22 protein-coding genes and 1 pseudogene are annotated in these 25,152 nt (G+C 63.5%); 13 read left to right on the top strand and 10 right to left on the bottom strand.

Annotated features, from left to right (window positions below; translation table 11 throughout):
- Positions 1–133: 133 nt before the first annotated feature.
- The 8 genes and pseudogenes from H4I97_RS23035 (at position 134) to H4I97_RS23000 (ending at position 10,520) form a co-directional block, all read left to right on the top strand.
- Positions 134–1,126: an ABC transporter substrate-binding protein gene (locus tag H4I97_RS23035; RefSeq protein WP_378144415.1), complete on the top strand. Its 993-nt coding sequence runs from the start codon at positions 134–136 to the stop codon at positions 1,124–1,126.
- Positions 1,127–1,266: 140 nt separating this feature from the next.
- Positions 1,267–2,292 carry an ABC transporter substrate-binding protein gene (locus H4I97_RS23030; RefSeq protein ID WP_182308016.1) on the top strand — a complete coding sequence of 342 codons (1,026 nt, stop codon included), beginning with the start codon at positions 1,267–1,269 and terminating at the stop codon, positions 2,290–2,292.
- 87 nt (positions 2,293–2,379) lie between these two features.
- Positions 2,380–4,610: pseudogene (locus H4I97_RS23025) on the top strand (ABC transporter permease).
- Positions 4,607–5,668 carry an ABC transporter ATP-binding protein gene (locus H4I97_RS23020; RefSeq protein ID WP_182308015.1) on the top strand — a complete coding sequence of 354 codons (1,062 nt, stop codon included), beginning with the start codon at positions 4,607–4,609 and terminating at the stop codon, positions 5,666–5,668. The pseudogene H4I97_RS23025 and the gene H4I97_RS23020 overlap by 4 nt, the downstream one beginning before the upstream one ends.
- A gap of 24 nt (positions 5,669–5,692) precedes the next feature.
- Positions 5,693–6,490: an inositol monophosphatase family protein gene (locus H4I97_RS23015; RefSeq protein ID WP_182308014.1), complete on the top strand. Its 798-nt coding sequence runs from the start codon at positions 5,693–5,695 to the stop codon at positions 6,488–6,490.
- A gap of 434 nt (positions 6,491–6,924) precedes the next feature.
- Complete coding sequence (locus tag H4I97_RS23010; protein WP_182308013.1) at positions 6,925–7,854, top strand: sugar ABC transporter substrate-binding protein; 930 nt, start codon at positions 6,925–6,927, stop codon at positions 7,852–7,854.
- Between the two features lie 68 nt (positions 7,855–7,922).
- Entirely contained in the window at positions 7,923–9,461 is a 1,539-nt protein-coding gene (locus H4I97_RS23005; protein WP_182308012.1) for a sugar ABC transporter ATP-binding protein, read from the top strand.
- A gap of 30 nt (positions 9,462–9,491) precedes the next feature.
- A complete protein-coding gene (locus tag H4I97_RS23000) occupies positions 9,492–10,520 on the top strand; it encodes an ABC transporter permease (protein WP_182308011.1) in 1,029 nt (342 codons plus the stop codon).
- 132 nt (positions 10,521–10,652) lie between these two features.
- Here H4I97_RS23000 and H4I97_RS22995 read toward each other — a convergent pair whose 3' ends face one another.
- From H4I97_RS22995 to H4I97_RS22955, 9 genes are all read right to left on the bottom strand, one after another.
- The gene (locus tag H4I97_RS22995; RefSeq protein ID WP_182308010.1) at positions 10,653–10,907 is read right to left on the bottom strand and encodes a type II toxin-antitoxin system HicB family antitoxin; all 255 of its coding nucleotides are present in this window, start codon (positions 10,905–10,907) and stop codon (positions 10,653–10,655) included.
- Complete coding sequence (locus tag H4I97_RS22990) at positions 10,904–11,323, bottom strand: putative toxin-antitoxin system toxin component, PIN family (protein WP_182308009.1); 420 nt, start codon at positions 11,321–11,323, stop codon at positions 10,904–10,906. The genes H4I97_RS22995 and H4I97_RS22990 overlap by 4 nt, the downstream gene beginning before the upstream one ends.
- 58 nt (positions 11,324–11,381) lie before the next feature.
- Positions 11,382–12,494, bottom strand: a complete 1,113-nt coding sequence (locus H4I97_RS22985; protein ID WP_182308008.1) for a Gfo/Idh/MocA family protein — start codon at positions 12,492–12,494, stop codon at positions 11,382–11,384.
- Positions 12,495–12,533: 39 nt separating this feature from the next.
- Positions 12,534–13,349: a 5-deoxy-glucuronate isomerase gene (gene iolB / locus H4I97_RS22980; protein ID WP_182308007.1), complete on the bottom strand. Its 816-nt coding sequence runs from the start codon at positions 13,347–13,349 to the stop codon at positions 12,534–12,536.
- Positions 13,346–13,591 (bottom strand): hypothetical protein, encoded by a 246-nt coding sequence (locus tag H4I97_RS22975; protein ID WP_114364636.1) that lies wholly within the window; start codon positions 13,589–13,591, stop codon positions 13,346–13,348. The genes iolB and H4I97_RS22975 overlap by 4 nt, the downstream gene beginning before the upstream one ends.
- A complete protein-coding gene (gene iolE, locus H4I97_RS22970) occupies positions 13,588–14,493 on the bottom strand; it encodes a myo-inosose-2 dehydratase (protein WP_182308006.1) in 906 nt (301 codons plus the stop codon). The genes H4I97_RS22975 and iolE overlap by 4 nt, the downstream gene beginning before the upstream one ends.
- A 2-nt stretch (positions 14,494–14,495) precedes the next feature.
- On the bottom strand, positions 14,496–16,316 hold the full coding sequence (iolD, locus tag H4I97_RS22965) for a 3D-(3,5/4)-trihydroxycyclohexane-1,2-dione acylhydrolase (decyclizing) (protein ID WP_182308005.1): 1,821 nt from the start codon (positions 16,314–16,316) through the stop codon (positions 14,496–14,498).
- A complete protein-coding gene (locus H4I97_RS22960) occupies positions 16,313–18,226 on the bottom strand; it encodes a bifunctional 5-dehydro-2-deoxygluconokinase/5-dehydro-2-deoxyphosphogluconate aldolase (RefSeq protein ID WP_182308004.1) in 1,914 nt (637 codons plus the stop codon). Before H4I97_RS22960 ends, iolD begins: the two co-directional genes overlap by 4 nt.
- 124 nt (positions 18,227–18,350) lie before the next feature.
- Positions 18,351–19,169: a MurR/RpiR family transcriptional regulator gene (locus H4I97_RS22955; protein ID WP_182308003.1), complete on the bottom strand. Its 819-nt coding sequence runs from the start codon at positions 19,167–19,169 to the stop codon at positions 18,351–18,353.
- A gap of 164 nt (positions 19,170–19,333) precedes the next feature.
- On the opposite strand from H4I97_RS22955, the gene iolG reads away from it, so the two are divergent.
- Positions 19,334–20,329, top strand: a complete 996-nt coding sequence (iolG, locus tag H4I97_RS22950; protein WP_182308002.1) for an inositol 2-dehydrogenase — start codon at positions 19,334–19,336, stop codon at positions 20,327–20,329.
- A 38-nt stretch (positions 20,330–20,367) separates the two neighbouring features.
- Here the strand turns inward: iolG and H4I97_RS22945 are convergent, their stop codons facing one another.
- Positions 20,368–21,267, bottom strand: coding sequence for a LysR family transcriptional regulator (locus tag H4I97_RS22945; RefSeq protein WP_182308001.1), 900 nt, complete (start codon positions 21,265–21,267; stop codon positions 20,368–20,370).
- A gap of 115 nt (positions 21,268–21,382) precedes the next feature.
- On the opposite strand from H4I97_RS22945, the gene H4I97_RS22940 reads away from it, so the two are divergent.
- Genes H4I97_RS22940 through H4I97_RS22925 form a run of 4 tightly spaced genes read left to right on the top strand, consistent with a single transcriptional unit; the run spans position 21,383 to position 25,112 of the window.
- A complete protein-coding gene (locus H4I97_RS22940) occupies positions 21,383–22,465 on the top strand; it encodes a 4-oxalomesaconate tautomerase (protein ID WP_182308000.1) in 1,083 nt (360 codons plus the stop codon).
- Positions 22,466–22,510: 45 nt separating this feature from the next.
- Positions 22,511–23,512 (top strand): ABC transporter substrate-binding protein, encoded by a 1,002-nt coding sequence (locus H4I97_RS22935; protein ID WP_182307999.1) that lies wholly within the window; start codon positions 22,511–22,513, stop codon positions 23,510–23,512.
- A 12-nt stretch (positions 23,513–23,524) separates the two neighbouring features.
- A complete protein-coding gene (locus H4I97_RS22930) occupies positions 23,525–24,355 on the top strand; it encodes an ABC transporter ATP-binding protein (protein ID WP_148157021.1) in 831 nt (276 codons plus the stop codon).
- The gene (locus H4I97_RS22925; RefSeq protein ID WP_182307998.1) at positions 24,339–25,112 is read left to right on the top strand and encodes an ABC transporter permease; all 774 of its coding nucleotides are present in this window, start codon (positions 24,339–24,341) and stop codon (positions 25,110–25,112) included. The genes H4I97_RS22930 and H4I97_RS22925 overlap by 17 nt, the downstream gene beginning before the upstream one ends.
- Positions 25,113–25,152 lie beyond the last annotated feature (40 nt).

Raw genomic sequence — 25,152 nt, 5'->3', positions numbered from 1 at the left:
GCGGCGAAATATCGGTAACCATTCTTAAATTGCAGCTTGCGCGGGATCTGCCATGTTGTCTCGCAGGATCGGAACGGGGAGGTTCCGAGGGAGGAGCGTCAAGGTGCGAACAGTCGTCGTCATCAGTCTGGGAGTGGCCGTCTGGCTCGGCTCGACGCAGCCGGGCGCAACGGCGGCATCCCTCAACGTCCTCTGCGGCGTCGACGAGAGCTGGTGTTCGGTGATGAAGGCTGCCTTCCAGGCGAAGACCGGCGCCGACATCACGATGGTGCGAAAGAGCACGGGCGAAATCCTCGACCAGATCCGCGCCGAACGCGACCAGCCGACGGTGGACGTCTGGTGGGGCGGCACAGGTGACACGCATCTGCAGGCCGCGTCCGAAGACCTTCTTCTCGGATACACGTCGTCGGAGGAACGGGATCTCCTTCCGTGGGCGCAGAACTTCTACGCGATGTCCGGCGGCCGGTCGGCGGGCGTCTATGCCGGGGCGTTGGGCTTTGCCTACAATTCCGAGCTTCTTGCCCGACACAAGGTGCCGGCGCCGACCTGCTGGCGCGATCTCGCCAATTCCGCCTATCGCGGCCTTATCCTTGCGGGCAATCCCAACTCCTCGGGAACGGCGTTCACGACCCTTGCGACCTTCGTGCAGCTCTTCGGCGAAGAGGAGGCATTCCGGTTCATGGAGATCCTCGACCGCAACATCGGCGATTACACGAAGGCCGGTGCGGATCCGGTCAAGGCTGCCGCCCGGGGCGAAACCCTGATCGGGATATCCTTCATGCATGACGCGGTGACGCAGAAGGAGGCAGGCTTTCCCCTGGTAATCGTCGCGCCCTGCGAGGGAACGGGCTACGAGATCGGCGCCGTCAGTATCGTCAAGGGCGCCCACAACCTTGACGCGGCACGTGCCTTCGTCGATTTCGCCCTCAGTCCCGAGGGTCAGGCGACGGGGATCGCGGCCGGGCAGAACCAGGTTCCGTCGAATGCGAAGGCGGCGCTGCCGGCGACGGCACCCGACATCTCGATGATCAAGATGGTGGACTACGACTTCGCCACGTTCGGCTCGCCGGAAGAGCGAAGTCGATTATTGAGACGCTTCGACACGGACATACTCGCCGTCCGCTGACGGCCCGCAGAGTTCCAGAACCGAACTAGATTCCACGTAACGGACCGCGGCAGCGCGGCACCGAAGGGCCCGGCCGTGCCCGCAACGACCACGGCTCGGTCCCGAACAAATGTCAGACGCAACGCAACAGGAGGAAAGCCATGCGACTGAAATCCCTCTCGATCCTGCTCTTCGCCGGCACCGCACTCGGTGCCGTCGAGGCCCGCGCCGCGGGCGAACTCAATCTCATCTGCTCGGCCGATGTCGTCATCTGCGAACAGATGAAGGGCGACTTCGAAAAGAGCCACGACATCAAGGTGAACATGGTCCGCCTGTCGTCGGGCGAAACCTATGCCAAGATCCGCGCCGAAGCCCGCAATCCGAAGACCGACATCTGGTGGGCCGGCACTGGTGACCCGCACCTGCAGGCGGCATCCGAGGACCTGACGCTCGAATACAAGTCCCCGGCGCTCGACCAGTTGCAGGACTGGGCGCAGAAGCAGGCGGAAAGCTCGGGCTACCGGACCGTCGGCGTCTATGCCGGCGCCCTCGGCTGGGGCTACAATTCCGAAATCTTCAAGACGAAGGGCTACAAGGAACCGGCCTGCTGGGCCGATCTGCTCGCGCCGGAGCTGAAGGGCGAGATCCAGATCGCCAATCCGAACTCCTCCGGCACCGCCTATACCGCACTTGCGACCCTTGTGCAGATCATGGGTGAGGACCAGGCCTTCGACTACCTGAAGAAGCTCAATGCCAACGTCTCGCAATACACCAAGTCCGGCTCGGCGCCGGTCAAGGCGGCCGCACGCGGCGAGACCGGCCTCGGCATCGTCTTCATGCATGACGCCGTCGCCCAGGCGGTGGAAGGCTTCCCCGTGAAGGTTGCGGCTCCCTGTGAAGGCACCGGCTACGAGATCGGCTCGATGTCGATCGTCAAGGGCGCCCGCAATCTCGACAATGCCAAGGTCTGGTATGACTGGGCGCTCTCGCCCGAAGTGCAGTCGCGCATGAAGGACGCGAAGTCCTTCCAGCTCCCGTCCAACAAGACGGCCGAAGTACCGGAACAGGCGCCGAAGTTCGAGAACATCAAGCTCATCGACTACGACTTCAAGACCTACGGCGACTCGGCCAAGCGCAAGGCGCTGCTGGAGCGCTGGGATCGCGAGATCGGCGCGATCGCCAACTGACGAGGCAATGACCGCCGCACCCGGGCGACAAGCCGGGGTGCGGCCCATTCTCAGAGATTTTCAAACGTGACGAGAGCGAGGTTCGCCGTGATGAATGGCAATCGCAAACTGGACATCGTCCTTGCGCTGGGGGCGGCGGCACTGACGCTCGTGCCCTGGTACCGGATCGAGGGCGGGTTCTTCGGCTTCGGCTGGATCGCCGACTTCCCTGCCACGGCAGATACCGCACCGGGGCTGCTGCAGATAACGAGCCACGGCAAGATCTGGCTCGCCGGCGCGGTGTTGTTCCTCGCGCTCGCAGGCCTCGCCCGAACCCTGCGCGATCCGGCGCGGCGTGGCCGCGGCCTGGTTCTCGCCGGATCTCTCGGGCTCCTGTTCCTCTCGCTTCAGGGCCTTGCGATCGGCTTCACGGGCTGGACCTGGACGATCAGCGAGCAGCTGTTCGGCATGCTTGCCGACGGCCAGCCGTCCATGGGGGCCGGCGCCGTCCTGATGTCGATGGTCTTCGTGCTTCTTGTCGCCTTCGGCCTTGCCGAGCAAGGTGCGATGAAGGGCGACGCCTTCATCGTCGGCTCGATTTCCATGCTCATCTTTCTGGTGACGGTCTTCGTCTTCTATCCGATCGGCAGCATGTTCGTCGGCGCGGTGCAGGATTTCGATGGCTCCTTCAATCCGGACAATTTCATTCGCAACGCTCAGGACCCGGGCATCTGGAGCCTCGGTTGCGTGTCTGGCGGCGAGCGTTGCGGTGTCGCCTGGCGCACCCTCACTCTCGCGATCATGACGGCGCTCGGCTCGACCCTGCTCGGGCTCGCATTCGCGCTTCTGTCGACACGCACGCGCTTTCCTTACAAGAAGGGGCTGAGGCTGCTGACCGTCCTGCCGATCATCACGCCGCCTTTCGTCATAGGCCTTGCCCTGACGCTGCTCTTCGGGCGTGCCGGCGTCGTTACCGAAGCGATATCCGACCTGTTGGGTCTCGAGCCCGGCCGGTGGCTTTACGGTCTGACCGGCATCTGGATCGCACAGGTTCTCTCGTTCACGCCAATCTCCTTCCTGGTGCTGATCGGCGTCGTCGAAGGTGTGAGCCCCTCGATGGAGGAGGCCTCGCAGACCCTGCGCGCAGACCGCTGGCGGACGTTCGTCCGCGTGTCGTTGCCGCTGATGAAGCCCGGCCTCGCCAATGCCTTCCTGATCGGCTTCATCGAAAGCATGGCCGATTTCGGCAACCCGCTGGTGCTGGGGGAAGCCATGGCGTACTGTCGACGGAGATATTCTTCGCGGTCGTCGGATCGCAGAACGATCCGTCCCGCGCCGCCGTACTCGCGATTGTGCTTCTCTGCTTCACGCTTTCCGCGTTCGTCGCGCAGCGCGTCTGGCTCTCCGGCAAGAATTTCGCGACAGTGACCGGCAAGGGCGACAACGGCGTTCACATCGCCCTGCCCCGCGGCCTCTCGATCGCCGTGCATGCGGTGGCGATCCCGTGGATGATCTTTACCGTGGTCGTGTACGGGATGATCCTGTTCGGCGGTTTCGTGAAGACCTGGGGCCTCGACAATTCGCTGACCTTCGACCACTACGCGCGGGCCTTCTCGGTCGGCTTCGAAAACGGAGCGATCGCCTGGACCGGCGTTGCGTGGAACTCCTTCTGGACGACGATGGAGATCGCGCTCGTCTCGGCGCCGCTCACCGCCGCTGTCGGGCTGCTCACCGCCTATATCATCGTCCGGCAGAGATTCACCGGCCGCAACCTCTTCGAATTCGCGCTGATGATGAGCTTCGCCATTCCGGGCACAGTGATCGGCGTCAGCTACATCATGGCCTTCAACCTACCGCCGGTCGAAATGACTGGGACCGCGCTAATCCTGATTGCGTGCTTCGTCTTCCGGAATATGCCGGTCGGCGTACGCGGCGGGATCGCGGCGATGAGCCAGCTCGACAAGAGTCTCGACGAGGCGTCGCTGACATTGAGAGCCGACAGCTTCCGCACCATCCGCAAGGTGATCCTGCCGCTCATGAGGCCGGCGATCAACGCCGCGCTCGTCTATTCGTTCGTGCGGGCGATCACCTCGATCAGCGCCGTCATCTTCCTCGTCAGTGCCCAATACAACATGGCGACGTCCTACATCGTCGGCCTCGTGGAGAACGGCGAATATGGCGTGGCCATCGCCTATTCCTCGATGCTGATCGTCGTGATGCTTGCCGTCATCACAGGTTTCCAGTTCCTCGTAGGAGAGCGTCGCCTGCGCCGCGAAAATCGTGTCGCCGGCAGCTCCCGCACTCCCTCTGTCGCCATCGGCCAGGAGAAAACCGCATGACCAGCCATGAGCCCGGTTCCGTCGTCTTCGAGAATGTTCGCAAGAGTTTCGGCGCCTTCACCGCAATTCCCGATCTTTCCCTCACCATAGAGCCCGGTACGCTAGTGACCCTGCTCGGGCCCTCCGGTTGCGGCAAGACGACGACCTTGCGCATGTTGGCCGGCCTCGAACACCCGACCTCGGGACGCATCCTGATCGGCGGCAAGGACGTCACCATGCTGCCGGCGAATGCTCGCGACGTGTCGATGGTGTTCCAATCCTATGCGCTCTTCCCGCACATGACCGCGCTCGAGAACGTCGCTTATGGTCTCGAGTCCTCCCGTCTCGGCAAGAAGGTCGCGCGGGAGAAGGCGGAGCACGGGCTGGAACTCGTGGGCCTTGCCGGAATGGGCGGGCGCCTGCCCGCGGAACTCTCCGGTGGGCAGCAACAGCGCGTCGCCGTCGCACGTGCACTGGTGCTGGAGCCGCAGGTGCTGCTCCTCGACGAGCCGCTTTCCAACCTCGACGCGCGCCTGCGCCGCAAGGTGCGCACCGATATCCGCGATCTTCAGCAACGGCTGGGCTTTACCGCGGTCTATGTGACTCATGACCAGGACGAAGCGCTCGCCGTGTCCGACCGGATCATCGTCATGAAGGACGGCGTGATCGCACAGTCCGGCGCACCGCGCGAACTTTACGAGGCGCCCGCCTCGCCCTTCATCGCGGACTTCATGGGTGAAGCGAACGTCGTTTCCTGCGAGGTTCTTTCCGTCGATGCCGGTCGAGCGCTCGTGAAGGTCGGCGGTCTCGAACACCACCTGCCGGGACACAACGCGAAGCCCGGAAGCGCCAGGCTGGCGGTGCGGCCGGGCGCGATCCGCCTCGGCGGCGGCGATGAACCCGGGCTCAGGGGCCGAGTCGTGCACTCAGCCTATCTCGGCGACCACATCGAATACGAGGTCGAAACGGATTTCGGCGCCTTCTTCGTCATCGATCATTCCGTCGAGCGCAGCTTCGCTCTTGCCGCCGACGTCACAGTGGCTTTCAAGAACCGTGGCATTGCACTGATCACGGCCTGACATCTCTACCCGAAGGAAAGAAGCATGAGCATGCAAGACACCGATGTCGATCAACGGTTTTCTCTGGCCCGGTCGATTGCGGAGGAGGCCGGAAGGCTTGCCTTCGACTATTTCGAGAACCGCGGCAGTCTCGTGATCGAGACGAAGCGCGATCTTCAGGACGTCGTCTCGATCGCCGACCGCAACGTCGAGACGCTGATCCGCGACCGGGTGGCGTCCGCCTTCCCGCAAGACGGCTTCCTCGGCGAGGAGTTCGGGCACGTCGACGGAACCTCCGGTTTCACGTGGGTGGTCGACCCGATCGACGGGACGGCGCCCTTCGTCAACGGGATGCCGACCTGGTGCGTCTCGATCGCCGTCCTTCGCGGCAGCGTCCCGGTGGTCGGCGTGGTGCATGTGCCTTGCGACGGTGAACTCTATGCCGCGGCGGCGGGTCGCGGAGCGAGCCTCAACGGCAAGCCGCTTACACTCGACCCCACCCGCACCATCCAGAACGCGATGACCGGAATCGGTTGCAACACCTATGTGGCTCCCGAACGGGTCGGCCAGATCATTGCGGGCCTGCTCGGCATCGGCGGCAACTTCATCCGCAACGGGTCCGGCGCGCTGATGCTGGCTTACGTCGCCGCGGGTCGCCTCGTCGGCTACTACGAACCCCATATGCGCGCCTGGGATTGCATGGCCGGCTACTGCCTCGTGAAAGAAGCCGGCGGCGACTATCTGCCGTTCCCGGCCGAGGGCGAAGCCCTGATGGAGGGGCATCCGGTTCTGGCGAGCAATCTCTCCGTCTATTCCGAGCTGCTGGCGCTTCATCAAGGCTGACCGCAGCCCAAGTTCCGGCCGGATCCGACGAATGATGCAGCCCCGCGACCTCATCGCGGGGCTTTTTTGTTCCGCCAGGTCGCGCGCAAGATGCCTGCATTCGACCCCGCGCGGCCGCCACAGCCGCCGATGACGGGTGAAGCGGTCGTTGCCCGCGGGGTCTCACCCCCGTGAGAAATGGAACAGGAATTCCAGTTCCGCCTGCTCTCCGTCGTTCCCTTTTCCACAATTCACCGGATTCTTTGCCGCAGGCTCATATTCGCCCGTTGACGGCCCTCCGAAAAAATGGAATAAATTATCTGCATTTTGACGAACACGGTCTGTTTATTCCGTTTTGCACATCGCGTGGGGAGCGCGGGCCGAATGCACAGGGCCGGAAAATCCGGCTTCCGGCAGGAACAAGGTGACGCCGGGCACCACTGAGGAGGAAAGAAATGAAGAAGTATATTCTTGGCGCTGCGCTGTCCGTCCTTATGGGCACGGCCGCCCACGCGGAAACCATCGGCGTCTCCATGGCGCTGTTCGACGACAACTTCCTGACGGTCCTGCGCAACGGCATGTCCGACTATGCCAAGACGCTCGACGGTGTGACCCTGCAGATCGAAGACGCCCAGAACGACGTTGCCAAGCAGCAGAGCCAGATCCAGAACTTCATCGCCGCCGGCGTCGACGCCATCATCGTCAACCCGGTCGATACCGACGCCACCGCCGCGATGTCGAAGATTGCCGCCGATGCCGGCGTTGCGCTCGTCTACGTCAACCGCGAGCCGGTCAACGTCAACGAACTGCCGGAGAAACAGGCCTTCGTTGCCTCCAACGAAGCCGATTCCGGCACGCTCGAAGCCAAGGAAGTCTGCCGTCTGCTCGGCGGCAAGGGCAAGGCCGTGCTGATGATGGGCGAACTCTCCAACCAGGCCGCGCGCATGCGGACCCAGGACGTCCATGACGTCGTCGCCACCGACGAGTGCAAGGGCATCGAGATCGTCGAAGAACAGACCGCCAACTGGTCGCGCACCCAGGGCGCCGACCTCGTGACCAACTGGCTGTCCGCCGGTCTCGAGTTCAATGCCGTCATCGCCAATAACGACGAAATGGCGATCGGCGCGATCCAGGCGCTCAAGGCCGCCGGCAAGGACATGAAGGACTACGTGGTCGCCGGTGTCGACGCCACGCAGGACGCGCTCGCAGCCATGGAAGCCGGCGACCTCGACGTCACCGTGTTCCAGAATGCCGCCGGTCAGGGCAAGGGTTCGGTGGACGCCGCCTTGAAGCTCGCCAAGGGAGAGGCTGTCGAGAAGAAGGTCTACATTCCCTTCGAACTCGTCACCCCGGAAAATCTGAAGGACTATCAGGCGAAGAACTGATTTCGCCAGCGAGACTGCGGGAGTGCGGGTCCGCCCGCATTCCCGATGCTTAGGGAGGAGAAGTCGCGATGGTCAGCCCGTCCACCATGGCCGCCGTCCGCAAGAGCGGTGCGGTTCCGAACGCCGAGTACCTTCTTGCAGCCGAAGGCGTGCGCAAGGAATTCCCGGGCGTCGTCGCCCTCGATGACGTATCCTTCCGCCTGAAGCGCGGCAGCGTGCATGCGCTGATGGGCGAAAACGGCGCCGGCAAGTCGACGCTGATGAAGATTCTCGCGGGCATCTACCAGCCGGATCGGGGAACGGTACGGCTGAAAGGCGCTGAAATCGAGCTCAACTCGCCGCTCGACGCGCTGGAAAACGGTATCGCCATGATCCATCAGGAGCTCAACCTGATGTCCTACATGACGGTCGCCGAGAATATCTGGATCCGCCGCGAGCCGCTCAATCGTTTCGGCTTCATCGACCACGCCGAGATGCACCGCCGCACGGCAGCCCTTTTCGACCGCCTCAACATATCGATCCATCCGGAGACGCCTGTCGGCGAGCTTTCCGTCGCCAATCGCCAGATGGTCGAGATCGCCAAGGCCGTTTCCTACGAATCCGACGTCCTCATCATGGACGAACCGACCTCGGCGCTGACCGAGCGCGAGGTGGAACACCTGTTCCAGATCATCCGCGGCCTGCGCTCGCAAGGAATCGGCATCGTCTACATCACCCACAAGATGAACGAGCTCTTCGAGATCGCCGACGAATTCTCCGTCTTCCGTGACGGCAAGTATATCGGCACACATGCGTCGAGCGACGTCACCCGCGACGACATCATCCGCATGATGGTCGGCCGTGAAATCACCCAGATGTTCCCGAAGGAGGACGTTCCGCTCGGCGACGTCGTGCTCTCGGTCAAGAACCTGACGCTCGACGGCGTGTTCCACGATGTTTCCTTCGACGTGCGCGCCGGCGAAATCCTCGGCGTCGCCGGCCTCGTCGGCTCCGGCCGGTCGAACGTCGCCGAAACGCTCTTCGGCGTGACGCCGGCATCCTCCGGCGAAATCACGATCGACGGCAAGCCCGTCGCGATCGACAGCCCGACGGAAGCGATCCGCCACCGCATGGCATTCCTGACGGAAGACCGCAAGGATACCGGCTGCCTGCTGATCCTCAACGTTCTCGAGAACATGCAGCTCGCAGTTCTCCAGGATCGCTATGTCCGGAACGGCTTCGTGCAGCAAAGCAGTCTTTCGGCCGATTGCGAGGAGATGTGCCGGAAGCTCCGGGTCAAAACCCCGAGCATGGACGAGCGCATCGAAAACCTTTCCGGCGGCAACCAGCAGAAGGTGCTGATCGGCCGCTGGATGTTGACGGACCCCAGAATCCTGATCCTCGACGAACCGACCCGCGGGATCGATGTCGGCGCCAAGGCCGAAATCCATCGCCTGGTCACGGAGATGACCCGGAAGGGCGTTGCGGTCATCATGATTTCATCGGAAATGCCCGAGGTCCTCGGCATGAGCGACCGCGTCATGGTGATGCATGAGGGCCGTGTCACGGGCTTCCTCGACCGGGCGGAAGCCACACAGATCAAGGTCATGGACCTGGCGTCGAGCTGACGCCGTCTGGGGACCGACAGGGAGGTTAGAATGAATCAACAGACCGCGACCAAGGGCGATGTCGACCTGAAGATGGGCCAAACGCGTACGCGCCGGATGCCCTCCGAGGCCAACATCTTCCTGGTGCTGATCGGCATCGCGCTCGTCTTCGAACTGCTCGGCTGGCTGTTCGTCGGCCAGAGCTTCCTGATGAACCCGCAGCGCCTGACCATCATGATCCTTCAGGTGTCGGTGATCGGGATCATCTCCGTCGGCGTGACGCAGGTCATCATCACCGGCGGCATCGATCTTTCCTCCGGCTCCGTCGTCGGCATGACCGCAATGTTTACCGCGAGCCTTGCCCAGGCGTCGTCATGGTCGCGGGCGCTCTATCCGAGCCTCACCGACCTGCCCTTCTTCATCCCGATCGGGGTCGGCATCCTGATCGGCATGCTTGCCGGCTTCATCAACGGACAGCTCATCGCGAGGACAAAGATCCCGCCCTTCATCGCCACGCTCGGGATGATGGTGACGGCACGCGGTATTTCGAAGTGGTATACCAAGGGTCAGCCGGTTTCGGGCCTGACCGACCAATTCAACTTCATCGGGTCCGGTGTCTGGCCGGTGATCGTCTTCCTCGTCGTCGCGCTGATCTTCCACATCGCGCTGCGCTACACACGCTACGGCAAGTTCACCTATGCGATCGGCGCCAACGTGCAGGCCGCCCGCGTCTCCGGTATCGACGTCGAAAAGCACCTGATCAAGGTCTACGCGATCGCCGGCATGCTGGCGGGCCTCGCCGGCGTCGTCACCGCCGCTCGCGCCCAGACCGCACAGGCCGGCATGGGCGTGATGTACGAACTCGACGCGATCGCGGCGGCCGTCATCGGCGGCACCTCGCTGGCAGGTGGTGCAGGCCGCATCACCGGCACGGTGATCGGCACGATCATCCTCGGGGTGATGACCTCCGGCTTCACCTTCCTGCGCGTCGACGCCTATTACCAGGAGATCATCAAGGGCATGATCATCGTCGCGGCCGTCGTCGCCGACGTCTATCGCCAGAAGAAGCGCAAGGTCTGACGAACTCCTCCCCGTCAAACCGACTGGCGGCGCTCCGGCGCCGCCTTTGTTCTTCCGGGCTTCGCACAGCGGATAACCGTCGGCCGACACGGCGCGGCCCAGGCGACCCGGGTGCCTCCCGCGACTGTCTTATCAGATGCTGTCCTCAGGAAGCGCCGGCGTGTCCGGCGCCTTGTCGAGCAAGCTCGTCAAGTCGCCGCGCGTTGCTGCACCGGCTCGCGACTTCAGAAACTCACTGGCCGTCTCGACGGCCCCGATCTTCTGCGCCACTGCCGAGACAATCCACTGATTGAGCGACACGCCATCCTCCAAAGCGAGACGGGTCGCCGTCTCCTTGAGCGACTGAGGGAGCTGCAACGGGTATTTGTAGCGTTGGGTCTGGGTCATGTGTTCAGCATCCTGACAATTTCTCCCGGCGTGATAACAGTGACGCCAAGCCTGAGCGCCGGACGAAAATCCTTGACGTTGTGCGTCACGATCGCCTCGGCCTGTCCGTTCAACGCGGCCTCGAGCACCATCTCATCCGCAACATCGGAAAGCATCGGCCGTGTCCGAAAGGAGATATCGACGCCCTCGGAGATGGCGGCGAGCGCGCGCATGACCGCGGCGACCCCTTCAAGGCTATGGCCGGTTGCCTTGCGAATTTCTTCCCGGCTCAGGACAGCCTCGTACTCCAAAAACAATGCCGTCGAACAAAGCGGCGTCACCATGCCGCGATCGGCGAAACGCAGGAGCAGGTTGCTCGCTCCGTTGCGGCTACGGAATGCCGCCACGATCACGTTGGTGTCGAGAACCAATCTCATGCGAATAGATTATAGACATCTCATAAGATGTCAATGTACTGTGGCGTAACCCCCGCCGTCAGACGACCACCCATCGCCGTTCGGCGAAGGAGCGCGCCATGGCGTGGACGGACTGCTCGATCCGCAATCCCTCCTCGAAGTCGACGACGTGCGCCTTGTCGCCGCCGATCGCCGCGATCAGCTCGCGGCATTCGATCACCTTCAGATCGTTGAAGCCGAGGCCGTGGCCGGGTGCGGGAATAAAGCGGTCATAGGGCGGATGATGGGGTGCTGCCAGAACGGTACGGAAACCCTGTTCCTCGGGCCGGCCATCCGCCTGATAGATCTGGAACTCGTTCATCCGCTCCTGGTCAAAGAGGATAGAGCCCGCAGAACCGAAGATCTGAAGCGCGATGCGCCCCTTGCGACCCCAGGCGGAACGGTTCGCCATCAGCACGGCTGAAATGCCGCCTTCAAGCGTCATCAAGACACTTGCAACATCGTGGTTCTCCACCGCCCGGTTTCCGCCCTCTTTCAGCGGCCGCTCCGCATAGGGTTTCACGAGATCCGCGACGACCGTCGCGACATGCCCGAAGAGGGTGAAGAGCAGCGAGAGCGGATGGACGGCGAAGTCATCGAGCGCGCCGTAGCCGGAGGCGGCCTCGCTCTTCCAGTAGAAGGGCACGCAAGGATCGGCCATAAAATCCTCGTCCATCTCGACGCGGACATGGTTGACGATACCGATTGCGCCCTCATCGACCAGCCGCCTGATGTGCCGGATCATCGGGTTCTGGATATAGTTGTATCCCATGACGGCGGTGCGGCCGCTCCTCACCGCCGCGTCACGCATACGGACGGCGTCGGCGTAGGCAGGCGCCATCGGCTTTTCACACCAGACGTGCTTGCCGGCGTCGAGGGCGGCGATCGCCATTTCCGGGTGGAAGGCGTTGGGCGTCGTCACCGAGATCACGTCGATTTCCGGATTGGCAAGCAGGTCGTGCCAGTTCCCGGTCGCGGTTTCGAAGCCGAACTCGGCGGCCTTCTTCGCCGCGAGCTCGGCGTTCACCTCGGCGAGCGCCACCAGCCGCGGCCGTGCCACGTCACCGAAGACGCTCGCGACATTGTTCCACGCGAGTGCATGGCATTTGCCCATGTAACCGGTGCCGATGAGACCGATTCCGAGACCTCTCATGCCTTCCTCCCAGAAGCAGGATTTCCGATGAACTGCAGGTCAGGCTTGCGGGTTGTCGCGCCTGAAGATCCAGTCATGGTCCGGATGGTTCTTGAAGCGCCATTTGCGGAGCGGCCCCGCCATGACGTTCAGGTAGTACATCTCGTAGCCGTAGGGCGAACCGCAGGGATGGTGACCCTTCGGCACCAGGACGACATCGCCGTCGGAGACCGCCATGGTTTCGTCGAGCGAACCGTCTTCGGTAAAGACGCGCTGGAAGCCGAAGCCCTGGGCGGGGTTCAGGCGGTGATAATAGGTCTCCTCGAGATAGGTCATCTCGGGATAGTTGTCCTCGTCGTGCCGGTGCGGCGGATAGGACGACCAGTTGCCGGACGGCGTGAAGACCTCGGTGACGAGCAGACTGTCGGCGACGTCGCGGTCTTCCATGGCGATCGGATAGATGTAGCGGGTGTTCGCACCCTTGCCGCGCTCGGTGAGCGCGATGCCTTCCGGCCCGATCACCTGTGCCTCGCGGCCCGGCATGGCGGGTGCGGTGCAGACGGCGAGCGTGCAGTCGGTCGCAGCCGTCGCCGACCAGTCGTTGCCGGCCGGCACGTAGACGCAATGCGGCGGCTTGCGCTCGAAGACATTCATGCGGTCGCCGAGCGCGCCGAAATCCTTACCGCCGCCCGAAATCTCCGCCTTGCCCTCGACCAGCACGAGGATCACCTCCGTCTCGCCGGTCTTCTCGGCCGCCTTTTCACCGGCCTTCAGGCGATAGAGCCCGAAGCCGACATAGCCCCAGCCCGCACTTTCCGGCGTGATGTCATGAACCTTGCCGTTCGTGCCCTGCGGCTTGCGCAGAAGATCGCTCATGCCTCGTCTCCCTTATCGGTTTCCCGGCTTTCGGCAGGCTTTTCGTCAGTTGACGGGGCCTTTGCGTCCGGCGACAGGAACAGCTGCCAGCCGGCATAGCCGGCGGCAGCCAGAAAGATGACCGCCCAGCCCGTCGCTCCGTTCGACCACTCGACCACGGCCCAGATCGCCGGAAGAACGACCGTCAGGATACGCAGCCAGAGCGGCCGGAAGAACGGATGCTGCGGGTCGAGAAATTTCACGCCGTCTCCTTGTCCAGGCCGGCGGTCTTCGCCATGGCCTTCAGCGATTTCAGTCCGAGGCTCTGGTATTCGAAGGGATTGCGGACATCGGGGTCCTGCTCGGCTTCGATCACCAGCCATCCTTCGTAACCATGCTCCGCCGCAATCCGCAAGACCGGCGCGAAGTCGACGCCGCCTTCCGCATCGCCGGGAACGGTGAAGACGCCGCGGCGCACGCCTTCGAGGAAGGAGAGGTTCTCCTCACGGACCTCTTTCGCGATCGCCGGACGGAGGTTCTTCGCATGGATGTGGCCGACGCGGTGCATATACTTCTTCGCGACCCGTTCCGGGTTGCCGCCGCCGAAGAGGCAATGACCGGTGTCGAGGAGGAGATGGGCGTGCGGCCCGGTGTTCTCCATCAGCCGGTCGATCTCGTCCTCGCTCTCAACGATCGTCCCCATGTGATGGTGGTAGACGAGCGTGATGCCCTGCCCCGCGGCATATTCCGCAAGTGCCTCGACGCCGGCGCCGAAGGTTTTCCAGTCGGCGTCGCCAAGCTTCGGCCGAGCATTGACGGCCACCGCGTCGTTGCCGTGGATGGCGTTCGAGGTCTCGCAGACGATGATGACCTTGGAGCCCATGGCCTTCAGGAGGTCGAGCGCCTGCTGCATCGCCGCCTTTTCTTCCTCGATCGTGCTCGTCAGCAGGTTCAGCGAATGCCAGCCGGAAACGAAGCGCAAGCCCCGCGGCTCGAGCACGGCCTTGAGACCCGCCGGGTCGGTCGGGAACTTGTGGCCTTTCTCGATGCCGTCGAAGCCGATCTTCGCCGTCTCGTCCAGGCACTGGTCGAGGCTGATATGGGCGCCGAGCGTGCGGTCGTCGTCGTTGGACCAGGCGATCGGATTGGTTCCGTAGAGGATCATGTCTAGCGTCTTTCCTTCAGCGCTGCTTCATAACGGGTGCGGGCTTCGTTGACTTCCCGGCGGGCGGAGACTTCGGGGACCGCGACGTCCCACCAGAAGCCGCCGGCATCCGGCGTGGGATAGGGATCGGTGTCGATCACGATCACGGTCGCAACCTCCGCCTCGCGAGCAGCCTCCAGCGCCTCTTCGAGTTCTGCGATGGATGAAACCTTGCGGGCGTCGGCGCCCATCGACGCCGCATGCGCGGCAAAATCGATCGCGATAGGGTTCACGTTGGTATGCGCATAGAGATTGTTGAACTCGGCGCCGCCCGTTTCCATCTGCAGCCGGTTGATGCAGCCGTAGCCGCGATTGTCGGTGATCACGACTGTGATCTTGACGCCCATGGCAACGGCGGTCGCGAGTTCGGAATTCATCATCATGTAGGAACCGTCGCCGACCATGACGATAACGTCGCGATCGGGTTCGGCCATCTTGATGCCGAGGCCGCCGGCAACCTCGTAACCCATGCAGGAAAAGCCGTATTCCATGTGGTAGGAGAGCGGCAGCTTCGCTTTCCACAGCTGGTGCAGTTCGCCCGGCATGGTGCCGGCCGCGCACATGACGACCGTGTTGTCGCGCGAGGCGCGCTGCACGGCACCGATCACCTGCATGTCGGTCGGGAGCGCATTGCCGTCCTTCGGCGCAGCGGTGACGGCATCCGCCCTTGCGAACCAGGCGTTCTTGAGATCGGCATCGGGCGCCGGGAAGACCGTGCCGCCGAGCGCCTCCGACAGGCGTTCGAGCCCGATCTTCGCGTCCGCCGTCAAGGCGATCGCGTCGTGCTTGGCGCTATCATAGGGCTGGACGTTGAGGGCGAGGATCTTGCGCGCCAGGTTCTTGAAGAGCGCCCAGGAGCCGGTGGTGAAATCCTGGAAACGCGTGCCGACGCCGAGGACAAGATCGGCATTTTCCGCGACGATGTTGGCGCAGCCAGTCCCTGTGACCCCCACAGCACCAAAATTGAGCGGGTGGTCCCAGGCGAGCACCGACTTGCCGGCCTGCGTCTCGACGACGGGGATGCCGTGTTTTTCGGAGAAGGCCTTCAGCGTTTCCGTCGCGCCGGCGAAGTGCACGCCGCCACCGGCGACGATGACTGGGTTCTTCGCCGCCTTCAGCGCCGCGACGGCGGCTTCGAATTCCGCCGCATCCGGTTCCGGGCGGCGCTGGCGCCAGACCCGCTTTTCGAAGAAGCTCTCGGGGTAGTCATAGGCCTCTGCCTGGACGTCCTGGCAGAAGGCGAGCGTCACCGGGCCGCAATCGGCCGGATCGGTCATCGTGCGCATCGCCCGCGGCAAGGCGGTCAACAACTGTTCCGGCCGGGTGATACGATCGAAGTAGCGGCTCACCGGTTTGAAGCAGTCGTTGACCGACATCGTGCCGTCGCCGAAGTCCTCGAGCTGCTGGAGGACGGGATCTGGACCGCGATTGGCGAAGACGTCGCCGGGAATCAAGAGGACCGGCAGGCGGTTGACGTGGGCGAGTGCCGCAGCCGTCACCATGTTCGCCGCGCCCGGCCCGATCGAGGAGGTGACCGCCATGGCGCGACGGCGGCGAAGCTGCTTCGAATAGGCGATCGCCGCATGGGCCATCGACTGCTCGTTCTGGCCGCGATAGGTCGGAAGCTGGTCGCGAACCCCGTAAAGCGCTTCCCCGATGCCGGCGACGTTGCCGTGGCCGAAGATCGCCCAGACCCCGGCAATATAGGTCTCGCCATGCTCGTTCATCTGATTGGCGAGGTAGCGCACCATCGCCTGTGCAGCCGTCAGTCTCACCGTTTTCATGCCTTTCCTCCCTTGGCGCGCGCATTGTCCCAGACCGCGCAAAGACTGCTGTAACGTCCCGCCATTTCCTCGACCGCCTCGGCGTCGGTGACCGCACCGGCAAGCCAGCCGCGGGCCACGTCGCCGAAGATCGTCCGCCCAACGGCGAAACCCTTGACCAGATCGAAGCCGGCGGCAAGCGCGAAGCTCTCCTCCAGTTCCGCGGCAGGAGCATCGAGACCGAGCACCACGATGCCGCGGGCATAGGGATCGTTTCGGCGAACCGCTTCGCAGGCATTGGCCCAGGAGGCTTCGGTCTTCATCGGCTCCAGCTTCCACCAGTCAGGGTAAACGCCGATCTCGTAGAAGCGGTCGATGATCTTCGCGACCGTGTCGTCATCCGTCGGAGCGACCTTCGACGGGATGACCTCGAGCAACATTTCCAGCCGGTTGCGCCGGGCCGCGGCGAAGAGCCGTGCGACCGTCTCCTCCTGGTTCGCCCTGAATTCCGGCGGGTCGTCGGGATGATAGAAACAGAGCACCTTGACGACATGTTCGACCGGCCATTCGCAGAGACCGCCGAAATCGGGACCGATCTCCGGCTCCAGCGTCAGGGGTCGGGAGCCCGGCCATTCGACGGGGCGGCCGATCCAGAGACCGGAGCCCGCGGCCCGGTAGAGCGTGTCGCGGCCGAGCCGTCCATCGCAGAGAATGCCGTAGCCGCTGCCGCCCGCGGCAACCTGCTGGGCCGCTTTCAGGCAGAGTTCCTTGAACGCGCCGATGCGTTCCGGGGCGGCGCCTGCCTCCTCGGCCATGGCTTCGAGCTGCATGCGATGGTCGAAGGCGAAGACGCGCATGACCGGCCAGTCGGTTTTGCGGTTCGTCGACCAGTGCACCTGTTCGAGGGCGGCATCCTTGCGCAGCGCCTTGTTGCGGATGCCGCGCTCGAAGAAATACTGAAGCTCCTCCCAGCTCGGATAGGCCGGCGTGCAGCCGTGGCGGGAGACGGCGAAGGCGCCGCAGGCATTGGCGTATTTGAGGCTCGTCGGCCAGTCCTCGCCGGTGAGCCAGCCCTTCAGCAGGCCCGACATGAAGCCGTCGCCGGCGCCGAGAACGTTGAAGACCTCGATCGGAAAACCCTGGCCCTTCTGGCCGGCGTCGAGGCTGTCTGGAATTTCGCCCTCGAAAACCACGGCGCCCATCGGGCCGCGCTTGCAGACGAGCGTCGCCGGCGTGATGCGGCGGACGGTCCGCAGGGCCTCCAGCGTGTCGGTCGATCCGCCGGCGATATGGAATTCCTCCTCCGTGCCGACGATGAGGTCGAAGAGCGGCAGCGTCGACTGCAGCTTGGCGGTGACGGCTCCCGATTCGATGTAGCGGCTTTCGCCAGCACCATGACCGGCAAGGCCCCAGAGGTTCGGCCGGTAGTCGATGTCGAGCGCGGTCTTCGCGCCGTTCTCGCGTGCGAGCCTGAGCGCCTTGAGCACGGCCTTTTCGGTGTTCGGATGGGAGAGATGCGTGCCGGTCGCGCAGACGCAGCGCGCGTCGGCGATGAAGGCCGGATCGACGTCGTCCTCGCAGAGCGCCATGTCGGCGCAGTTCTCGCGGTAGAAGATCAGCGGAAACTGGTCCTGGTCGCGGATGCCGAGGATAACGAGCGCCGTGAGGCGCTCGGGATCGGTCTTCACGCCGCGTACGTCGACGCCTTCGCGGACCAGCTGCTCGCGGATGAAGCGGCCCATGTGCTCGTCGCCGACACGGGTGAGAAGCGCCGACTTGAGGCCGAGCCTTGCCGTTCCGGCGGCGATGTTGGTCGGGGAGCCCCCGATATACTTGTTGAAGGAGGCCATGTCCTCGAGCCGGCCGCCGACCTGCACCCCGTAGAGATCGACCGAGGAACGGCCGATCGTGATCAGATCGAGTGATGTCAAAAGCCTGCCTCCCTGTTTGCAGGCGATGCGGATCGCCTGTCGTTCATGCAGCGCTCCCCGCCCGTCCGCTGCCTTACAGGTTTTGAACTTTAAATTCCATTTCTGGAAATTTCAACACAGATATTCAATTTTCTTGCCGAGCCGTTCCAACCGCCACCGAGAGCGTGATCGCGAGGCAGAGCGTCGCCGAAAGCGAGCGGAAGGCGCCGAAGTCGACTTCGGAGACGAGCAGGGTCTGGGCGTTGAATTTCCGCAACGGACTGACGATCGTGTCGGTGATCGCCACCACCGGGATGCCCCGCGCCGAAACCGCTTCGACGATGTCCAGCGTTTCGGCGGAATAGGGCGCGAAGGTCACGGCGAGCAACGCGTCGCCGGAACGCACCGCATGGCGGTTGTCGAGCTTGCCGACGGCACTGTGCAGCATGGCCGGCACGCCCATCTTCTCGAAGGCGTAGGCCATGTAGCTCGCGACCGGGAAGGAGCGGCGCATACCGATGATATGGACCATCTCGGCGGCAGCGAGCGTCTTCACCGCCTCTTCGAGGGCTGCCGGATCGACCGTCTTCAGCAGGCCTTCGAGCGAGGTGCGTCCCGCCTCGACGAATTCGGCGAGCAGTGCCGAGGGGCTGCCTTCGGCCTTTTCGCGGAGGTGGTGGAGCCTGGTCGAATAGTCCGGCCAACCGCCAACATAGGATTCGCGGAAGAGCTTCTGCATCTCGGAGAAGCCGGAAAAGCCGAGAATCTGGCAGAACCGCATGAAGGCCGACGGCTGCACGCCGGCACCCTCCGCCATTTCGGCGACCGTCGACACGGCGATGCGGTCCTTATTGGAGGCGACGTAATCGGCGCATTGCCGCAACCGTTTCGGCAGTTTTTCGGAGACCTGCAGGAGCCTCTCCTCGAAGCCCTTGATGCTCATCGGCGCGCCGGTCTCTGCCATCGTCATCCTTCCCATAAGTCTATTGACATAAGCGATGCCGCAATCTAGCAAAATGGAACGTATATTCCAAATGAAGATTTCGGCGGCACCTGAGCGCCCCGGAATCTCTCCGCAGGTCAGCGATGCCGCCCGCCTATAGGACGCGGCGCAGGGAGGAAAGCAAGATGGTAACGAGACTGGCGCTTCTTGGCGCGGGACGAATCGGCAAGGTGCACGCAAAGGCGATCGCCGAGGACAAGCGGGCGAAGCTGGTGGCTGTCGCCGACGCCTTCCCCGAAGCGGCGAACGCCATCGCCTCCGCTGCCGGCTGCGCCGTCCGGACGATCGACGAGATCGAGGCCGACAAGGACATCGACGCGGTCGTCATCTGCACGCCGACCAACACCCACGCCGACCTCATCGAGCGCTTCGCCAGGGCCGGCAAGGCTATCTTCTGCGAGAAGCCGATCGACCTCGATGTCGCCCGTGCGAAGGCATGCCTCGAAACCGTGCGCCAGACCGGAGCCAAGGTGATGCTCGGCTTCAACCGCCGCTTCGATCCGCATTTCCAGGCGGTGCGCCGGGAGATCGACGCCGGCACGATCGGCAAGGTCGAGATGGTGACGATCACCAGCCGCGATCCGGGCGCTCCGCCGGCCGAATACATCAAGGTATCGGGCGGCATCTTCCGCGACATGACGATCCATGACTTCGACATGGCCCGCTTCCTCCTCGGCGAGGAGATCGAGACGGTCGTCGCGACCGGTTCCGTTCTCGTCGATCCGAAGATCGGCGAACTCGGCGACTACGACAGCGCCTCGCTGATTCTGACGACAAAGAGCGGCCGCCAGGCGGTCATCTCGAACTCTCGCCGCGCCACGTATGGCTACGACCAGCGCATCGAGGTGCACGGCTCGCTCGGCGCCGTCTCGGCCGAGAACCAGCGGCCGGTCTCGATCGAGATCGCGACGAAGGACGGCTATACCCGTCCGCCGCTGCACGACTTCTTCATGACCCGCTACACGGCCGCCTATGCGGCGGAAATCTCCGCCTTCATCGACAGCCTCGAGAAAGGCACCGCCCCGTCGCCGTCCGCCGAAGACGGGCTGATCGCGCTGGCGCTCGCCGACGCTGCGCTGAAGTCGGCGAGAGAGAACAAGGTGGTGCGCGTCGAACTCTGACGCGCCTCGCTTCGCGGCGGCCAGTTTCCGGCTGCCGCTCAATCGCGTCCCCATGCGCCGATGAGCATGTTGAGAAATCGCTCCGCCGCCGGCGACAAGGTGCCGCCCCGGCGACGAACCACCCCGATGGTACGAGATATCTCGGGGTTGCGAATGGGCCGCGTGATCAGGAACGGATGGTCGTCCTGCGGCGTCGCCATACGCGGCAGGACCGAGATCCCGAGCCCTGCCTCCACCAATCCGAGCGAGGTCGACAGATGGGTAACCTCGTAGAACCAGCGAAGCTTGATGTTGGATTTTGCGAGCGCTGCATCGAGCAGCGTCCTGTTGCCGCTCGACCGATGAACGGTGATGAGATGGTACGGTTCGAGATCCGCCCAGCCGACGGCTGATTTGGCCGCGAGCGGATGATCCTTCCGCGCCGCAAGCACGAAGGGATCTTCGACGAGCCGGTCGAAGGTCAGATCCGGGTCCGACGTTCCCATGATGTTTATGCCGAACTCCACCTCCCCGCGTGCAACCGCCTGGAGACCGTCGGTCGCCGGCAGGTCGAGGATGCGAAAGCGGATGTGCGGATACTCCTCGTTGAACTGCCGGATAACGGTCGGCAGGAAGTAGAAGGCCGCCGTCGGCAGGCAGGCGATCGTGACCAGCCCGCCCCGGTTGGCTCCGACATCCCGGACGGCGAACAGGGAGCCATCGAACTCTTCGAGCATCCGCCGCACGAGCGGTACCAGTTCGGTCCCGAGCGCCGTCGCCGACACATGGCGGGTCGTCCGTTCCAGGAGCGGCGCGCCGATGACCTGCTCCAGTTTCTGGATGCGCCGGCTCAAGGCGGGCTGCGACAGATTCAAAGCGTCGGCCGCGCGGTGAAAGCTCTCCAGCTCGACGACGGCGAGAAAAGCCCGAAGATCGAGGATCTCACAATTAATGCTCATTCTGCATCAATCTCCCAAATCTTAGCATTTCACAAATAAAAACCTCTTCCGATAATTGGATCAAATATAGCCGATTAATACGCCGAATGACATAATTCAAACGGAAGCACAAGCGATGAACGACCTGCTGGCGATCCCATGCGTCCTGATGAGAGGCGGTACCTCGAAGGGTCCGTTCTTTCTGGCAAGCGATCTTCCCGCCGACGCTCGTGAGCGCGACCATATCTTGCTCTCGATCATGGGTTCGGGTCATCCGCTGCAAATCGACGGCATCGGTGGCGGCAACCCCGTGACGAGCAAGGTGGCCATCGTCGGGCAGCCCGGCATTCCCGGCGCCGATGTCGATTATCTCTTTGCCCAGATCCGGATCGATCAGCAGATCGTCGACACCTCCCCCAATTGCGGCAACATGCTCGCCGCGGTCGGCCCGTTCGCCATCGAGGCCGGACTTGTTCCGGTTCGTGGAGAGACGACGCTGGTGCGGATCCACAACGTCAACACCGGCAAACTCATCGAAGCCGAGGTTCCGACACCGAACGGCAGCGTCTCCTATCTCGGTGACGCCGCAATCGATGGCGTACCCGGCCATGCGGCACCGATCGCGCTCACCTTCATCGACGCCGCCGGTGCGCGGACAGGCCAGCTCTTTCCCACCGGAAAGTCGATCGACACGATCGATGGCGTGACCGTCACCTGCATCGACTGCGCGATGCCGATGATATTGCTCGAAGCGGCGGCGCTCGGCGTCAGCGGGATCGAGACGGCGGCGGAACTCAATGCCAATCAAGCGCTCCTCGATCGGCTGGAGAAGCTGCGCATCGCAGCCGGAGAACGGATGGGTCTCGGCGACGTGCGCAACCAGGTCACCCCGAAGCCCGTGCTCGTCTCGCAGCCGAACCCGGGGCACGACATCAATGTCCGATATTTCATGCCGCACCAGTGTCACCCGTCGCTGGCGACGACCGGCGCGGTCGGGATCGCGACCGCCTGTATCGCCGGCGACACGGTCGCTTCCCGCCTCATCGGCAGACGTACCGCGCCGGTCGTGCTGTCCATCGAGCACCCGAGCGGGCACCTCGATGTCAAGCTCTACGAGCGGGACGGCAAGATCGCCGCCGGTATCCTGAGAACCGCCAGACGGCTCTTCGAAGGACATGCTTTTGCAAAACCTGTCACGCAACTGTTTTGCGCGGCATAATGACCGTGGCTGCCGGGAGAGCGCCACAAACAGGAGGAGAATGAAATGAACAAGCTCATGCTCGCGCTCGCCGCCAGCGTCGCCCTTGCCGGCTCGGCTCTCGCGGATCCCGTCCGGATCAGCGTCGGCTCCTACAATCTCAACAACCTGCCCTTCCCCGTCGCGCAGGGCCTTGGCCTTTACGAGAAGGAGGGCCTCGAGGTGACGGTGGAGAACTTCGCATCGGGCGGTTCAAAGACGCTCCAGGCACTCGTCGCCGGATCGACGGACATTGCCGTCGGCTTCTATGATCATACGATACAGATGCAGTCGCAGAAGAAGTCCGTCGTCGCCTTCGTGCAGCTTGCCCGCAACTCCGGGCTGGTACTCGCCGGCGGCAAGGGCAGCGCATTCGATCCGGGCAAGCCGGAGACGATCAAGGGTGCAAAGATCGGCATCACCTCACCGGGCTCGTCGTCGGACTTCTTCGTTCGCTATTATCTCCAGCGCAACGGCCTGTCGGCCAACGACGTCTCGCTGATCGGCGTCGGCTCCGGCTCGGCGGCGGTCGCCGCACTCGAACAGGGCAAGGTCGATCTGCTGGTCAACTATGACCCTGCGGCGACCTTCATCGAGGCCAAGGGCGTCGGCAAGATCCTGATCGACGGTCGCAGCGACGATGGCGCCAAGGCGATCTACGGCGGCATCTACCCGACCTCCGTTCTCTACGCCACGCAGAGCTACATCGACGAGAATCCCGAGACTGTCCAGAAGGTCGCCAACGCGACGGTCAAGGCGCTCGCATGGATGAACAGCCACTCAGCGGAAGAGATCGTCGACAAGCTGCCGAAGGAATTCATCTCCGGCGACCGCGACACCTACATCAAGGCGGTCGAGAACGCGAAGGCCATCTTCTCGAAGGACGGTCGTATCAGCGCCGAAGACATCAAGACGCCGCTGGCCGTCCTGAAGAGTTTCAACGAGAAGGTCGCAGCCGCCGAAATCGACCTGACGAAGACCTACACGAACGAGTTCGTCGACAAGGTCGGCAACGTCGCCGCCAACTGACAGGAGGAGGTCATGGCATTGGCCGTAGTGAAGACAACACCCCCGGCGGACAGTCCGCGGCAGGCGAAGTCGATGGTTTCCATCGACTCCGTCACCATGTCCTTCGGCGCCTATGTGGCGGTGCAGGATGTGAACCTCCGCGTCGCCGACGGCGAGTTTCTCGCCATCGTCGGACCCACCGGTTGCGGCAAGAGCACGATCCTGAACGCGATCGCCGGGCTGCTGAAACCGTCGAGCGGCACCGTCTCGATCGACGGCCAGCCGGTGCGCGGGGTTCAGAACGACATCGGCTACCTGTTCCAGCAGGATGCGCTGCTTCCGTGGAAGACGGCGCTAGAGAACGTCGAACTCGGGCCGATGTTCAAAGGCGTGGGCACTGCGGAGCGACGCGAGCAGTCGATGAAATGGCTGGCGAAGGTCGGACTGAAAGGGTTCGAACACCGCTATCCGCATCAGCTCTCCGGCGGGCAGCGCAAGCGCGTGCAGATGGCACAGGCGCTGATCACCGGCCCCAAGGTCATCCTGATGGACGAGCCCTTCTCGGCGCTGGATATTCACACCCGCCACCTGATGCAGAACGAACTCCTGCGTCTGTGGCAGGAAGAACGACGCGCCGTGGTGATGATCACGCACGACCTCGAAGAAGCGATCGCGCTCGGGGATCGGGTGGTCGTCCTTGCGGCCGGACCGCGCTCGCGTGTGATCGACAGCTTCCCCGTCGATCTCGAGCGTCCGCGTGACGTCGCCGAAATCAAGCTCGATCCACGCTTCATGGATCTCTACCGCAACATCTGGTCGTCGCTCCGCGGCGAAGTGGAGAAAAGCTATGAACGCCATGACTGAACGCCTCGTCCAGATCGTACTGCTGGTGGTCATTGTCGGAGGCTGGCAGGCCGGCGTCACAACTGGTTTCATCGACCCCTTCTTCTTCCCGGCGCCCCTCGACATCTTCAATCAGGTGGTGTCCTGGGTCATGGACAGCAGTTTCTACAATCACGTCGTCATCACGCTGACGGAGACGGTGCTCGGCTACCTTGTCGGGACAGCACTCGGCGTGGCTGCGGGTGTCTGGCTCGGCCTCAGCCGCTCGGCGGCGCGCATCCTCGACCCTTTCATCAAAGGCCTGAACGCGATCCCCCGCGTCGTTCTGGCGCCCATCTTCGTGCTGTGGCTCGGCCTCGGCCTCTGGTCCAAGGTGGCGCTCGCCGTGACGCTGGTGTTCTTCGTTACGTTCTTCAACGCCATGCAGGGCGTTCGCGAAGTCAACCCGGTGGTGCTGTCCAACGCCCGCATTCTCGGCGCCAGGCGCTCGGACCTGCTTCGCCACGTCTACTTCCCGGCCGCAGCGAGCTGGATCCTGTCGTCGCTGCGCACCTCGGTCGGCTTCGCCGTCGTCGGCGCGATCATCGGCGAGTATCTCGGCTCCTCCGCCGGGCTCGGTTATCTTATCGCTCAGGCGGAAGGCAATTTCGATGCGGTCGGCGTCTTCGCTGGCATCGTGATCCTTGCCCTTTTCGTCCTGATCATCGACAGCATTCTGGATGTCGCCGAGAAGCATCTGATCAAATGGCGGCCGAGCGCCACCGAACGGCCGGCGTGACGACGGAAAGGGCGATCTTCAAACGTCACAGACTGATAAT

This window comes from Ciceribacter thiooxidans (assembly GCF_014126615.1).
GTDB lineage: Bacteria > Pseudomonadota > Alphaproteobacteria > Rhizobiales > Rhizobiaceae > Allorhizobium > Allorhizobium thiooxidans.
The sequence above is the reverse complement of the archived record's forward strand: the minus strand, read 5'-3'. Positions and strand labels throughout refer to the sequence as shown.